The organism is Streptomyces sp. NPDC002130, assembly GCF_040296465.1.
Classification (GTDB): domain Bacteria; phylum Actinomycetota; class Actinomycetes; order Streptomycetales; family Streptomycetaceae; genus Streptomyces.
Window position 1 is genome coordinate 1 of the sequence record NZ_JBEOXI010000024.1, and the last position, 13854, is coordinate 13854.

The following is a 13854-nucleotide window of genomic DNA, read 5'->3' on the forward strand; positions in this document are numbered from 1 at the left end:
TCCAGTGGTCCGGGGGGCCCCGCCGTGTTCGGTCGACCTTCGCATGCCCGCAAGCCTCGCCTGGCGCTGACCGCCGTGCCGGTGACCGCTGCCGCACTGCTGCTGGGGCTGCTGCCCGCACCGGCATTGGCCCTACCCCCGGATCCGGCCAGGGAGGAAGTCGGGCGCGAATCACTGGCGCTTGAGGAACTCGAACGTGACGAGCCGGTTCCGGGCGGAGAGTTCAGCCGGCACCTCAGCACGCTGAAGGCCGACATACCCGAGGATCTGCTCGCCGCCCCGACCGGCACGATCAATCCGCCTTCCAACCAGACAGGCACGGTCACCTTCGGGTCGACGACGACGCCCACGTCGGCCCGAACGGCCGCCGCCACCGCCGAGCCGGCAGCTCTCGATCCGGTGGGGGCGCTGCCCGTCAGCCTGGGGCAGGCCCCAGGCCAGCCGACGCCGACCGGCACATGGCAGGTCACCATCCCGGACAGGTCCTCTGCGGTCGCCCAGGGAGTGGAAGGCGGCCTCCTGCTGGTTCAGGCACCCGACAGCGGCTCGGTGCCCGTCTCCGTCAAGCTGGACTACGCCAAGTTCAAGAACCTCTACGGCGCGGACTGGGCGTCCCGCCTGCGTTTCGTCGCGTTCCCCGACTGCTACTGGACCACGCCGGACGACGAGGCGTGCCAGACGTACGAGGAACTGGAGACGACCAACGACACGGCGGCCAAGTCCCTCACCGCGACCGTCGACCCGGCGGCCGACGGGATGGTCACACCTGTTGCCGCCCCTTCGTCCCGGTCCGGCTCGTCCGGTGTGATGCAGGCGTCCTACCGGCGGGCATCCGCGGCGATTCCCGCGGCGGCCGCAGGAAGCACCGCGGTCGTCGGCGTGGTCGACTCCGGCAACAGCGGTGGCGGCACCTTCAAGGCGACGCCGCTCGCCTCCGACGGAAAGTGGGAGGCAGGCGGCTCCTCCGGCGCCTTCAACTGGTCCTATCCGCTGACCGTGCCGAGCCCACCGGCCGGCCCCGCACCGACGATCTCCTTCAACTACAGCTCGCAGACCGTGGACGGGCGTACCGCGGTGTCCTCGCCCCAGGCCTCCTGGATCGGTGAGGGCTGGTCCTACGACCCGGGCCACATCGAGCGCCGCTACCGCTCCTGCCAGGACGACCGCAAGGCGCTCAAGGCCGGCACGCCCAACAACACCGCCAAGAAGGACAAGACGTCCGACCTGTGCTGGGTGTCCTACAACGCGGTGATGTCGCTCAACGGCCGGACGACGGAGCTGGTGCGGGACGCGGGCTCGGGCAGTGACCCGGAGAAGGACACGGAGATCTACCGTCCCCAGCAGGACGACGGCACCCGGGTCGAGCACCGCGTCGGCGGCAGCAACGGCGACGACAACGGCGAGTACTGGGTCGTCACCACGACCGACGGCACCAAGTACCACTACGGCCAGAACAGCGTCGGCGGAGGCCACGCCGACACCTCCTCGGTCTCCACCGTGCCGGTCTTCGGCAACCACCCCGGAGAGCCGTGCCACGCCGACGCCTTCGCCGACTCGCGCTGCGGCTCCGGCAAGCGGCAGGCGTGGCGATGGGGCCTCGACAAGATCGTCGACGTCAACGGCAACACGATGATCGTCAACTGGAAGCAGGAGACCAACCACTACGCGGTCCGCAAGAAGTTCAAGTCGCCGGAACAGTACGACCGCTACGCCTACCCCGCCTCGATCGAGTACGGCCTGCGCCCGGACACCCTCACCACACCGTCGGCCACTGTCACCTTCGGCGTGAAGCAGCGGTGCCTGAGATCCGAGTCGGCGTGCGACGCGGCGAACTTCGCCAAGACGGACGATCCCGGCGCCTACAGACCGTGGTGGGACACCCCCGGCAACCTCAACTGCAAGTCCACGTCCAAGCTGTGTCCGCCGTTCCCTTCTTTCTGGACGCAGTTGCGTCTGGACACGGTGACCACGAGGGCGGCTCGTCCCGGGCAGACCGGCCTCGGCAAGGTGGACACGTACACGCTGCACCAGTCCTTCCCGGAGGACTGGTACGACACGTCACCCGGGCTCTGGCTCAACTCGATCACCCGCACCGGCTACGGCCCGGGCGACACCACCGGCACCCTCCAGTCGAAGGACGGCATCAGCTTCGCCCCCTACACGGTCGGAGCCTCGTCGCCGCTGCGTGCTCGGCTCAAGGACCGCCAGCTGCCCAACCTGGTGCTCACCGGCAAGAGCGACCAGCGCCCTGCGTTCACCCGCCCCCGCATCGGAACGGTCTCCACCGAATACGGCGGAGACATCGAGATCGAGTACACCGGCGGGTGCGCCGGCGAACCCTCCGAGGACAAGGGTGAGAACAACGGCACCTGCTACCCGGTGCGCTGGTCACCCGACGGTGACGAGAAGACGCCGTCGAAGTCCTGGTTCAACAAGTACGTCGTGTCGTCGGTGACCGAGACCGACAAAGTCACCTCGCACAGCAAACCGACCGTCACGATGTACACGTATTCGGGTCCGGCGTGGGCCAAGAGCGACGACGAGTTCACGCGTCCCGCCCTGCGGACGTACAGCGACTGGCGGGGGCACCGGCAGGTCACGGTCAGGAAGGGCAGCAGGACCAGCTCCGAGCCGGGCGTTCCCCAGTCCCAGTCCCAGTCGGTGACGCGCTATTTCCTGGGCACCGGCGGCGAGGTCAAGGACTCCGAGGGCAAGTACACACTGCTGGCGGACGACCAACCGCAATACGCGGGCATGACCGCCGAGACCATCGCCTATGTCGACTCGGGCGGCGAGGTCTCCGTGCGCACGCTGAACTTCCCGTGGTCCAAGGAAACCGCGTCCCGCTCCCGTGAGAACGAGGACGCGACGACCGCCGATCCGCTGCTCGCCCACCGCACGGGCACCAAACGGTCGGACGAGATCCAGAAGGTCGGATCGAGTTGGCGTGCCGTCCGCACCCTCACCACGCCCGACGACACGTACGGCCTGCCCGTCCAAGAGGAGACAGCGGTCGTCAAGCCGAGCGGCTCCTCCGAGATCCTCTCGGACCAGAGCTGCGGCAAGACGTCCTACGTGCACAACACGACTGCCTGGCTCATCGGCCTGCCCAAGGAACAGCGCACCACCGGCACGTCCTGCGCCGGCTACGCCACCGCTGATCCGGCAACCGAGCTGAAGTCGGCCCGGCAGTACAGCTACGACAAGCTGGCTCATGGGGCGACGCCGACCAGGGGCATGCCCACCACCGTGGCCGAGACCGACGGCACGGGAACCTCGTACTCGGTCGCCACCGCGACCACGTACGACGCTCTCGGGCGCGTCCGCACCGTCACCAAGCCGGGCGTGGGCACCTCGGAGACGGGATACACACCCGAGACCGGTGGCCCGGTCACCACGACCAGGACGATCAACGCCAAGGGCCACACCATCACCACGACGTACGACCCCGGCCGGGGTCTGCCACTGACGGTCACCGACGCCAACGGCCGAACGACACGCAGCGAGTATGACGCCCTCGGCCGCCTGGTGAAGGGCTGGACCCCGTCCCGCTCGGCCGGCGGAAAGTCACCGAACGTCGTCGTCGCCTATCAGCCGGCCACCGCCACATCCAGCACGAACAAGCCCGCCGCGGTAACCGTCGGCACACTCAGGGACGACGGCTCCTACGCCGAGGAAGTCACCCTTTACGACGGCCTGGCCCGCGAGGTTCAGAAGCAGGCTGAGGCCCACGGGCCCGGCCGGATCATCGCGGACACCAAATACAACGACCACGGCCTGGTCGCTGAGAAGACCGGCGCCTACCTGGCCAAGGGTGAACCGGACACGACGCTCTTCAGGCCCAGGTCCACGTCGCTGATCCCGTCCTGGACCCAGTACCGCTACGACGGCCTGGAGCGCGAGGCCCGAGCCTCCGTGTACCAGGGCGGCGGCTACAAGTACGCGACCTTCACGTTCTACGACGCCGTCAGCAAGACGGTGAACCCGCCCGGTTCCACTGCCCCGAGGACACGCACCTACTTCGACGCCCTCGGCCGGACCACATCCGTCAGGCACTTCACCCAGGACGCCTCCAGCGCGACCGCGGGCCGCACCACCACGTACGGCTACGACGCCCGAGGCAACCGCGACAAGGTCACGGACCCGGCCGGCAACGTCTGGTCGTACACCTACGACGCCCGTGGCCGGGTGACCTCCGCCACCGACCCCGACACGGGGACCACGGACACCTGGTACGACGCGGCGGACCGGCCGAACCGCGTCCGCAACGCGCGCGGTCAGGAGACCTTCACCGAGTACGACGTCCTCGGACGGCCCAGATACGTCCGGCAGGGATCGGCAGGCGCCACCCCGGTCAAGGAGTACACCTACGACGAAGCCCCCGGCGGTATCGGCCAAGCCGCATCGTCCAAGCGGCACACCGGCAGCGGTGACTACGTCAACCGCGTCACGGGCTACGACTCCGAATACCGCGTCACCGGCAGCGAAACGGTCATCCCCGCCAACGCGATGACCACGGGACTCGCCGGAACCTACCCCTACGCGTACACCTACACCCCGACGGGCAAGCCCCAGTCGGTGACCCTGCCGGCCGTCGGCGGCCTGGCCAAGGAGAAGGTCGTCACGCGTTACAACGGCGACGGCATGCCCGAGTCGACCTCGGGCCTGACCTGGTACACCGCCGACGCCACCTATTCGCCCTACGGGGAGGTGCTGCGCACGGTCTCGGGCGCACAGCCGAACCGCGTCTGGACCACCAACTTCGTGGACCCGCACACCGGCCGCCTCCAGCGCACCGTGGCGGACCGGGAGACGGCGGGCCCGCACCGCATCACGGACAGCTACTACTCCTACGACGCGACCGGCACCATCACCTCCAACGCACGCAAGCTCAGCGAGGCGACGGGCAGCACGTGGGACACCCAGTGCTTCACCTACGACGTGATGGGCGAACTGACGCACGCCTGGACGTCGAAGATCGAACCGACCGGCGGCGGCACGGGCTGCAAGTCGGCGAACGGCACCGCGTGGGGCCACCGCACCACCTACGCGACATCCTCGGGCCCGGTCGCCGACGCCGCCGATGCGGAGTCGGACGCCTCCACCCCTGACGACTCCCTCGCTTCGACGCTCGCAGCGGCGGCCCCCGCCCCGGACACGGTGGCCGCGGGCACGACGGCCTACAACCAGTCCTTCACCTTCGACTGGCTCGGCAACCGCGCGACGCTCACGGAGCACGACCCGGCGGACGCGACGAAGGACCTCACCTACTCCTACGGCTACGGCAAGACGGTCGCAGGCAGCGGCACGACGTCGTACAAATCCCAGCCGCACACGATGACGTGGATCAGCTCCACCCCGACGGGCAAGGACAGCGCCTACACGTACGACGCCACGGGCAACACCACCGCCCGGGACCTGTACAACACCACACAGACCCTGGACTGGACGCCGGAGAACAAGCTCGACTCCATCACGGACGACGGCAAGAAGACGACGTACGTCTACGACGCCGACGGCAACCGTCTGCTGGAGAACTCCGGGTCCGGTTCGACGCTCTACCTGGGCGACGCCGAGGTGACGACTAACGCGTCGGGCACGATCACCCGTGCGTCCCGCTCCTACGCACAGCCCGGCGCCCCCACGGTGGTCCGCACCGCGACCAACGGCTCGACCACAGGCCACAAGGTCAGCACGCTGCTCAGCGACCACTTGGGCACGGCCAACACCTCGGTCGACCTCACGACCGGCCAGCCGGTCACCCGCCGCGCGTTCAAACCGTACGGCGAGACCCGTGGCACCAAGCCGGCTGCCTGGCCCAACAAGCGCAGCTACTTGGGCGTGGGCATCGACGACACGGCCACGGGCCTGACGCACATTGGCGCCCGCGAATACGACCAGATCTCGGGCCGTTTCCTCTCAGCCGACCCGATCATCGACATAGCGGACCCGCTCCAGATGAACGGGTACGCCTACGCCAACAACAGCCCGGTTTCGCACTCCGACCCCACCGGGCTGTGGATCGATGACGGAACGGGCCACAGCGAGCCGCGCCGCGACGGTGGTCCAACGGGCCCGCAGAACCCGAACGGTCCCGGCGTACCCAGGGGCGGCACGGGTCCCGGGGGCTGCTACTACAGCTGTAAGCAAAAACCCGGTTGGGTGGAAACACACACTCCGGTCACGAACAATCGCCAGCGGCTGTTGGACCTTTTCGACGGTTACAGCCCGAACGGCCGCTTCCCGGATGGAACGTATTGGCAAACTCCCATCATCGAGGAAAGCGGCACGAACAACGTGTGCTACGGGCGGGAAGGCTGCCGCTTGGCGTACAGATTCCTCCTGAAGAGCGACGACGTCGCAGAGGCCAAGCGCATAGCCGCGAACTACTGTCTCCAGAACTTCAAGAGATGCCAGGACGACGCCGAATCCTACGAGCGCGGTAAGCGGTGGGAGACACTCCCCTACGCTGTCATCCCCGGCGGGGCTGCCAAGGGAGCGGCGGCCGGATGCGCTAGGTGTTTCCTGGCCGGCACGGACATTCTGATGGCGGACGGCACCACCAAGGACATCGAAGATGTCGCGGTCGGCGACCTGGTTCAAGCCACCGACCCGATCACAGGTGAGACCGGTCCCCGGAAGGTGACCCGGCTCATTCGTACTGAGGCAGACAAGCACTTCAACGAGCTGTCCATCGCCACACGGGATGGCGTTGACCGCCTCACCGCCACCCACGAGCACCCCTTCTGGTCCCCGTCCGAGCAGGACTGGATCGAAGCGGGCGACCTCAAGCCGGGCATGACCCTCCTCACCGACGACGGCGACACCGTCATCGTCACGGGGAACCGACCGTTCACCAGGCACGCCCGGACGTACAACCTGACGGTCGAGGACCTGCATACGTACTATGTGCTGGCCGGCGAGACGCCGGTCCTCGTTCACAATTCTGGCGGATGCCCGACGAACCTCCAGTCCGGGAATAGTGCCGCTGCTTCACGAGGGACGAGAGTCCATAATGGACCCGAATGGGGAGAGCATTTGGACTCCCTTGGATATTCGCGCGGTCATCAAATCTCGCCGGGCAATATTCCAGACGGCTTCACTGCGGATGGATTCCCCGTGGAGCTCAAGCCGAATACTAAGAGTGGTATCAAGGCTGGTACTCGGCAGTTGCGACGCTACATGAATGAAATGGGTGCCGATTACGGTGAGCTGTGGACGTATCGTGACACGCCCGATGGGATAGTGTTCGACCTCGTAAGGGTGCCCAACGGGTCTCGCAGATGGACGAAGTGGTGATGTTGGATGGCTGCTAAGTCGCTGACCGCACCGGCTGTGTTGCGTGCAGCCATGGAGCTCGGCGTTGTCCCTTCCGAGGCTGAGGTGTCGCGGCGGGGTGAAGTGCGGTGGGAGTCAGAGGATCTGGCGTACCTCGGGTGGATCTCCAAGGACGCTGCGGGCATGCTGGCCTGGCACATGAACGTGGGGGACGCCAAGTTCGGCTCAGCTCTGGAGAAGTACGGGCGTATGTCTGTACCGATTCGTAGCTCAAGTAACGAGATGCCGTGGCCTCAGGCGGTAGACGCCTTGGTGGAGGAGTTTCTTCGGGAAGGGCTGGGGCGAGCGACTCAGTTCGTAGCTGATCGCACCGACTTGTGTGTGCTGCTTTCTTCTTCCGAAGATGTACAGCGGGGCAATCTCTATGCCTGGCTTCCCGTGGCCAACTATCCAGCTCGCCTCGTGCAGGCTCTGGTGTTGGCGCGCGATATTGGGGCCCCGGACTTGGAGTCTCAAATTCAGGGACAGCTGAAGCAAGGGCCGATTCGCTTGTCGAACGGAAGGTCTATGGACATTCTGGCGTCGGCCAAAGGGTGGGCGAGTCGATATTCGAGGGCGCTAGGACTCGACATCCCGATCTGAGTGATCATAAAGAGGCGCGACCTTATGGTTTCCCTCTATGAGTTGCGTCCCGCATGAAATAGGAGCCCCGCCAAATGGATCATGCGGGGCTCCTATGGCATTTGACGGCAACGCTGACGGCAACGTCAGCGGACGACGGCTGCGGCGGGTGGGTCGTTGGAGTCGTTGTCGGCGGGGTCGAGGGCATCGCCCAGGGCGTCAATGGATGTCCTGGACTGAGTGAGGGGATAGTGGATGAAGCGCCCGATCGACTCTGCACTGAGCGTGGCCCAAGAAATTATTCAGCACGTGGGATCGGGTCGCGATATTCCGACTGTGCAAGAAGTTATGGCGGCTGTTCGCGGCTTCGAGCGGATCGCTTTCGACGTTCCCATCGGCGCAGACTCTGACGGTTTTCTATTTCAGTACGGCGAAGTTAACTGGTTCGCTGAACCTGCATTCACTGTGGGTTTCGTGCGTTAGCTGGAATCCGTTGATGCTGACGGTGAACATGAAGGGTACTCGCAGGTTCAGTTCGAATTCAGGTACCTGGTCGATGCTGAATTGAAATCGCTAAAAAGTCACACTTCGTGGTGGTTTCGTGAGGGTGTGGAGTCATTTGATGAATGGCTTCGATCGGCGGAATGTGATCCCGTCTGGGGGGTCACTTGAGGCAAGGTTCCAGTGGAATTCGACGTAACGCCGATTGTTACGGATGCTGCATAGCCCGACTTGCGGACCGCGCGACTTGGGGTTTTCGCTCAGCGCGATGTCGTCCATCCGCGGCCCGACGTGTCGCCGTTCTGGTCGGTAGAGGCGGTTAGGCCAGGCTGGGGCAGTCCGTCGAGAAGGTGGCTGGAACAGGCCGCCGGTCCCTGCGCTTCAGTCGCTCGTCCTCGCCTGACCCGCCTTGAGGATCTCGGCCACGTCGAGGGTCACCTTCGCGCCGATGGAGTCAGGGAGGGTGATGAGCTCGCCGGGGGCGTTCGGGCGGTGCTTCTCGTAGCCGCTTCCCACCGGGTCGGTCAGGACGTGGAGGCGCTGGTGCTTGCGGTCCACGATGGCGTAGACCGGGACCCTCGCCTCGGCGTAGGCGGCGACCTTCGTCTTGAGGTCGTCTTTCCAGTTCCCGGACGTCACTTCCAGGACGAGACGGAAGCAGGCCGGGTCGTAGGCGTTGTTCTCCACGAGGTGGTCGTCGATGTCGGCGTCCACCACCACGAGGTCGGGGATGGCGTAGTCCTCGGCGCCGGTGGGGAGCCAGAGTCCGACGTTCTGGAGAACCTCGGTCTCGTCGTCGTCCAATCCCGCTGCGATGAACGGGCGCATGAGTTTGGTCAGGGCTCGGGCATGAGGTGCATCCCGGGACGGGGTCACGAGGAGATGGCCTCCGATGATCTCGACGCGGTAGCCCGGATGGCGCTCCATGATCTCGTAGGCGATGGTCGTCAGGGTGACCGGCTCTTCTTCGTGGAAGGGCTGCTCGACGGAAGCTGCGGACATCAGGTGCCTCCGGAACTGGTGTCGAGAGCATCCTCGTAGGCCGGGCCCGGCCTCCAGGGCCGTTCAGAGCGTCTTCACCCGATGGTGTGGCATATGCCAAAGGGCCCCGTCTCCAGCGGAGACAGGGCCCTCTTGAGCAAGCGGCAAACGCTCAGTAGCGGCGCGTGATCAGCGCCCGCTTCACCTCGGCGATCGCCTTCGTGACCTCGATGCCGCGCGGGCACGCGTCCGTGCAGTTGAAGGTCGTGCGGCAGCGCCACACGCCGTCGCGGTCGTTGAGGATCTCCAGGCGCTGCTCGCCCGCCTCGTCACGCGAGTCGAAGATGAAGCGGTGCGCGTTGACGATGGCGGCCGGGCCGAAGTACTGGCCGTCGTTCCAGAAGACCGGGCACGACGTGGTGCAGGCCGCGCACAGGATGCACTTCGTCGTGTCGTCGAAGCGCTCGCGGTCCTCGGCCGTCTGGAAACGCTCACGCGTCGGCTCGTTCGTGTCCTTCGTGATGAGGAAGGGCATGACGTCGCGGTACGCCTGGAAGAACGGCTCCATGTCGACCACGAGGTCCTTCAGGACCGTGAGGCCCTTGATGGCCTCGACCGTGATCGGCTTCTCGGGGTTGATGTCCTTGATCAGCGTCTTGCAGGCGAGGCGGTTCTTGCCGTTGATCCGCATGGCGTCCGAGCCGCAGATGCCGTGCGCGCAGGAGCGGCGGAAGGTGAGGGTGCCGTCCAGGTCCCACTTGATCTTGTGGAGGGCGTCGAGGACACGCTCCTTGGGGTCGATCTCCACCTGGAAGTCTTCCCACACCGCCTCCGCCGCGACCTCCGGGTTGAACCGGCGGATGCGGAAGGTGACCGTGATGTAGGGGGAGTCGGCGAAACCGGGCTCGGGCTTGCCGGCCGCGTCTTCCTTGTCCAGAACAGGGGTAGCCATCAGTACTTACGCTCCATCGGCTGGTAGCGGGTCTGGACGACCGGCTTGTAGTCGAGACGGACGGTTTCGGAGCCGTCGGCGCCGACCTCGCGGTACGCCATGGTGTGCCGCATGAAGTTGACGTCGTCGCGGTTCGGGTAGTCCTCGCGGTAGTGACCGCCGCGGGACTCCTTGCGGGCGAGCGCGGAGACCGCCATGACCTCGGCGAGGTCGAGCAGGTTGCCCAGCTCGATGGCCTCCAGCAGGTCCGTGTTGAACCGCTTGCCCTTGTCCTGGATCGAGACGTTCCGGTACCGCTCGCGCAGCTCCGCGATCTTCTCGACCGCCGTCTTGATCGTCTGCTCGGTGCGGAACACCATGACGTTGGCGTCCATGGTCTCCTGCAGCTCACGCCGCAGCTCCGCCACCCGCTCGGTGCCGGTGGCGTCGCGCAGCCGCTCCACCTGCTCGATCACGAGCTCCGCCGGGTTCTCCGGCAGCTCGACGAACTCCGCCTTCTGCGCGTACTCGGCGGCGGCGATGCCCGCGCGCTTGCCGAAGACGTTGATGTCCAGCAGGGAGTTCGTGCCGAGGCGGTTGGCGCCGTGGACGGAGACACAGGCGACCTCGCCGGCCGCGTACAGGCCCGGAACGACCGTGGTGTTGTCCGCCAGGACCTCACCCTCGACGTTGGTCGGGATGCCGCCCATGGCGTAGTGCGCGGTGGGCTGGATCGGGATCGGGTCCGTGTAGGGCTCGATGCCGAGGTAGGTGCGGGCGAACTCCGTGATGTCGGGCAGCTTTGCGTCCAGCTGCTCCGGCGGGAGGTGGGTGAGGTCGAGGTAGACGTGGTCGCCCTCGGGACCGCAGCCGCGCCCCTCACGGATCTCCGTGTAGATGGAGCGGGACACGACGTCACGGGACGCGAGGTCCTTCATGACCGGCGCGTACTTCTCCATGAAGCGCTCGCCGTCCTTGTTGCGGAGGATGCCGCCCTCACCGCGGGCGCCCTCCGTCAGCAGGATGCCCATGCGCCAGATGCCGGTCGGGTGGAACTGGAAGAACTCCATGTCCTCCAGCGGCAGCCCGCGGCGGTAGACGGCCGCCTGGCCGTCACCGGTCAGCGTGTGCGCGTTCGACGTCACCTTGAAGAACTTGCCGCAGCCGCCGGACGCGTAGACCACGGACTTCGCCTGGAAGACGTGGATCTCACCGGTCGCCAGCTCGTACGCCACGACACCGGCCGACTTCTTGACGCCGTCGACCTCGGTGATCAGCTGGTCCAGGACGTAGAACTCGTTGAAGAACTCCACGCCCTCCTTGACGCAGTTCTGGTACAGCGTCTGGAGGATCATGTGGCCGGTGCGGTCGGCCGCGTAGCAGGAGCGGCGGACCGGGGCCTCGCCGTGGTTGCGGCTGTGACCGCCGAAGCGGCGCTGGTCGATCGTGCCGTTCGGGGTGCGGTTGAACGGCAGGCCCATCTTCTCCAGGTCGAGGACCGAGTCGATGGCCTCCTTCGCCAGGATCTCGGCGGCGTCCTGGTCGACCAGGTAGTCACCGCCCTTGACCGTGTCGAAGGTGTGCCACTCCCAGTTGTCCTCCTCCACGTTGGCCAGCGCGGCGGCCATGCCGCCCTGCGCGGCGCCCGTGTGGGAGCGGGTGGGGTACAGCTTGGTCAGCACGGCGGTGCGGCTGCGCTTCGTGGACTCGATGGCCGCGCGCATGCCCGCGCCACCGGCGCCGACGATGACGGTGTCGTACTTGTGGATCTTCATGATTCTCGCAACCCCGTGCCTAGCGGATGTTCGGGTCGAAGGTGAAGATCACCAGCGTGCCCAGCAGGATGGTGAACACCGTGGCGGTGTAGAGCAGGCCCTTGAGCCACAGCCGGGTGTTCGCGCGCTCCGCGTAGTCGTTGATGACCGTGCGCAGGCCGTTGGCGCCGTGCAGCATGGCGAGCCACAGCATCAGCAGGTCCCAGACCTGCCAGAACGGGGACGCCCAGCGGCCCGCCACGAAGGCGAAGCCGATCTTGGAGACGCCGCCGTCCAGCACGAGCTGGATCAGCAGGTGGCCGAGGACGAGGACGACCAGCACGACGCCGGACAGGCGCATGAACAGCCAGGCCGCCAGCTCGAAGTTGCCCCGGGTGCTCTTCGGGGTCTTCTTGGTGCGCTGGCGCGGAGCCTCGATGAAGGGCGCCGGGTTGTCGACGGTGTAGACGGCGCCGCCCTCGACGGGGCCGACGCCGGCGGCGGTCTTGTCAGTCGTGGACATTGGCGTCAGCTCCCGAACAGTTCACGAGCGGCGTGGCCGAGGACGGGGTAGATCGCCCCGAGCATCAGCACGACCCACAGGGCGACGACGGTCCAGAGCATCTGCTTCTGGTACCGGGCGCCCTTGATCCAGAAGTCGACGGCGATGACACGCAGGCCGTTGAGCGCGTGGAAGAGGATGGCGGCGACGAGGCCGTACTCCAGCAGCGCGACGATCGGCGTCTTGTACGTGGCCACGACGGTGTCGTAGGCCTCGGGGGACACGCGGACGAGGGCGGTGTCCAGTACGTGGACGAACAGGAAGAAGAAGATGAGGACGCCGGTGACTCGGTGAGCCACCCAGGACCACATTCCTTCCCGGCCGCGGTACAGCGTTCCAGCCGGCACGGAAGTTTCCTCCGGGAGCGGGGATTGGGGCCGCGCCGGCTTGGTGTGTCGGTCGGGCCCGGCCGGGTACGGTCCACCGGCCCCCAGCATCGTAGCGAGGCGCTGCGGCGGGGCTGCGCCGGGGTCCCGGGGTGTGATCAAACTGGCACGCAAAGAGGTACTGGTGGGCTAGTGCGGCCCAGGGGGCAGATGGTGTTTTTGGGACGCCGGGTGCGAGTCGTCAGTGGTTGCTCGCGCCCACGCGGCGCTAGCCGCAGGTCGACTGCAGCCCCGCGCCCCTGAGGGCGCTGACCAGCCGCACGCTTGCCAAGCGGCGGAGTTCGTCGGCCACGACCGCGCGCTCCTCCTCGGGATCGTTGGTCAATCGTGACCGGATGGCGGCGAGGAGGCGGTCCAGGGTCTCCGACGGGGACAGGCCGTCCAGGCAGATGACGAACACATGCCCGAACCGGGCTTCGTAGGCGGCGTGGGCCGCGCTGAGGGCGGTGTGGGCCGCGGAGTAGGTGTCCGGCGGGAGCGTGGGCAGGGGCTCGGCCGTCAGCGCTTCCGTGAGGTCGGGCCAGGCCAGGTCGTAGGCCGCCTCGTCCGCCGCGGCCAGCAGGGAGTCCAGGTCCGGGTAGGGGCGGTGGTCCGCGACGCGCCGGGCCCAGCGGAGGCTGCGCAGGCAGGAGAGGAGGGCCTGCTCCAGGTCCTCCTCGGAGGCGGCGTTGAAGTGCTCCACCGGTATGGCGAGTCGGCCGGGGAGATCTGGGAGATGGTGCGCGGGCAGCGTGGGTCCTCGTGGGCGTCACGTGTGTCGGCAGGGCAAGTTGTGAGAGATGTGACGTCACGCTATCGAGTACGACCGTGACGTGTCCGAAGGATGCACGAATTTCACTC

General features: G+C 66.7%; 9 protein-coding genes. 3 read left to right on the top strand and 6 right to left on the bottom strand.

Annotation, left to right across the window (positions count from 1 at the left end):
• Positions 1 to 24 precede the first annotated feature (24 nt).
• The 3 genes from ABT116_RS06905 (at position 25) to ABT116_RS06915 (ending at position 8382) form a co-directional block, all read left to right on the top strand.
• Positions 25 to 7299, top strand: a complete 7275-nt coding sequence (locus ABT116_RS06905; protein ID WP_502983828.1) for a polymorphic toxin-type HINT domain-containing protein — start codon at positions 25 to 27, stop codon at positions 7297 to 7299.
• A gap of 6 nt (positions 7300 to 7305) precedes the next feature.
• Positions 7306 to 7920: a hypothetical protein gene (locus ABT116_RS06910; RefSeq protein WP_351628888.1), complete on the top strand. Its 615-nt coding sequence runs from the start codon at positions 7306 to 7308 to the stop codon at positions 7918 to 7920.
• A gap of 234 nt (positions 7921 to 8154) precedes the next feature.
• Positions 8155 to 8382 carry a hypothetical protein gene (locus ABT116_RS06915; RefSeq protein ID WP_351628890.1) on the top strand — a complete coding sequence of 76 codons (228 nt, stop codon included), beginning with the start codon at positions 8155 to 8157 and terminating at the stop codon, positions 8380 to 8382.
• Positions 8383 to 8781: 399 nt separating this feature from the next.
• Here ABT116_RS06915 and ABT116_RS06920 read toward each other — a convergent pair whose 3' ends face one another.
• The 6 genes from ABT116_RS06920 to ABT116_RS06945 all read right to left on the bottom strand — a co-directional run bounded on the left by ABT116_RS06920 (position 8782) and on the right by ABT116_RS06945 (position 13696).
• Complete coding sequence (locus tag ABT116_RS06920) at positions 8782 to 9402, bottom strand: Uma2 family endonuclease (RefSeq protein WP_351628892.1); 621 nt, start codon at positions 9400 to 9402, stop codon at positions 8782 to 8784.
• Between the two features lie 151 nt (positions 9403 to 9553).
• Positions 9554 to 10333 carry a succinate dehydrogenase iron-sulfur subunit gene (locus ABT116_RS06925; RefSeq protein ID WP_030842154.1) on the bottom strand — a complete coding sequence of 260 codons (780 nt, stop codon included), beginning with the start codon at positions 10331 to 10333 and terminating at the stop codon, positions 9554 to 9556.
• Positions 10333 to 12087, bottom strand: coding sequence for a succinate dehydrogenase flavoprotein subunit (sdhA, locus tag ABT116_RS06930; RefSeq protein ID WP_351628895.1), 1755 nt, complete (start codon positions 12085 to 12087; stop codon positions 10333 to 10335). Before sdhA ends, ABT116_RS06925 begins: the two co-directional genes overlap by 1 nt.
• A gap of 19 nt (positions 12088 to 12106) precedes the next feature.
• Complete coding sequence (locus ABT116_RS06935; protein ID WP_031107857.1) at positions 12107 to 12589, bottom strand: succinate dehydrogenase hydrophobic membrane anchor subunit; 483 nt, start codon at positions 12587 to 12589, stop codon at positions 12107 to 12109.
• Between the two features lie 5 nt (positions 12590 to 12594).
• Positions 12595 to 12975: a succinate dehydrogenase, cytochrome b556 subunit gene (gene sdhC, locus ABT116_RS06940; protein ID WP_031107855.1), complete on the bottom strand. Its 381-nt coding sequence runs from the start codon at positions 12973 to 12975 to the stop codon at positions 12595 to 12597.
• 247 nt (positions 12976 to 13222) lie between these two features.
• Complete coding sequence (locus tag ABT116_RS06945) at positions 13223 to 13696, bottom strand: 2-oxo-4-hydroxy-4-carboxy-5-ureidoimidazoline decarboxylase (protein ID WP_351628899.1); 474 nt, start codon at positions 13694 to 13696, stop codon at positions 13223 to 13225.
• Positions 13697 to 13854: the final 158 nt, after the last annotated feature.

Coding starts and splice junctions, on each gene's coding strand:
- ABT116_RS06925 (WP_030842154.1), bottom strand. CDS start 10,333: ATGGCTACCCCTGTTCTGGACAAGGAAGACGCGGCCGGCAAGCCCGAG.
- ABT116_RS06920 (WP_351628892.1), bottom strand. CDS start 9,402: ATGTCCGCAGCTTCCGTCGAGCAGCCCTTCCACGAAGAAGAGCCGGTC.
- ABT116_RS06910 (WP_351628888.1), top strand. CDS start 7,306: ATGGCTGCTAAGTCGCTGACCGCACCGGCTGTGTTGCGTGCAGCCATG.
- ABT116_RS06935 (WP_031107857.1), bottom strand. CDS start 12,589: ATGTCCACGACTGACAAGACCGCCGCCGGCGTCGGCCCCGTCGAGGGC.
- sdhA (WP_351628895.1), bottom strand. CDS start 12,087: ATGAAGATCCACAAGTACGACACCGTCATCGTCGGCGCCGGTGGCGCG.
- ABT116_RS06915 (WP_351628890.1), top strand. CDS start 8,155: ATGAAGCGCCCGATCGACTCTGCACTGAGCGTGGCCCAAGAAATTATT.